The organism is Salibacter sp. (assembly GCF_031581065.1).
Taxonomy (GTDB): domain Bacteria; phylum Bacteroidota; class Bacteroidia; order Flavobacteriales_G; family Salibacteraceae; genus Salibacter.
Genome location: NZ_JAVLBN010000102.1, coordinates 1 through 720 on the forward strand (window position 1 = coordinate 1; position 720 = coordinate 720).

The window sequence follows — 720 nt, forward strand, 5'->3', positions numbered from 1 at the left end:
ATGATTCTATTTGGAGCAATTACTACATCAATAAGCATACAGGAAAGCGAGAAGGGATAATCGAGAAAAAGTATAAGTTTCAGGGAGTTCAGTTAGTGTTTTACGATGGTTATGACGGAAAACCTCTCGAAGAGCCTATCCACAGACATTGCCAATATTCTGATTCAACTGGACTATTCTCAATTTTTTTAAATGGCTTACAACGCGAAGATGTCTATAAAAAAGTTGAATAGACTTTAAAAGTCTTTAAATCAATATTTTTTTTATACAATTAAAAGCTGAGCTTAATTGTGTTTGATATTTTCAGGAATAGAAATCAATTAAACACTACCGTTATGAAAAAGATACTATCACTTCTAATTATATCGGCTTTTCTGTTTTTATTCTCACAACTCAATGCTCAATCAGACAGCAGTTTAGTGAATAAGAATAGAGAATATACTCTTAAGTTTCCGGTTAGCTCATTACTGGGAGATATTTTCTCAAATAGCATGGGTATTTCTTTAGGTCTTGAAACTACAGGGAAAAAAGGATGGAGTTTTACTCAAGAAGCCGGATATATTTTTGATATTGATTACAGAGATGGTTTGATATTCGGTTCGCGTTTAGAGGATTTAAATGGAATTCGATTAACCTCAGAATTGAGAAGATATGAGTATCCGGAAAACTTTTTTCCCGGTTCAGACTTTTTCGCAAGTTTAGAATGGGATAACTTTTTAT

At 32.6% G+C, this 720-nt stretch carries 2 protein-coding genes; both read left to right on the top strand.

From position 1 onward, the window contains the following. Positions 1 to 233: hypothetical protein (locus RI557_RS11655; protein WP_310683946.1), on the top strand; the 233-nt coding region annotated here is incomplete at its 5' end. A gap of 102 nt (positions 234 to 335) precedes the next feature. Next, the coding region (locus RI557_RS11660; RefSeq protein WP_310683948.1) for a hypothetical protein at positions 336 to 720 on the top strand (385 nt) is incomplete at its 3' end.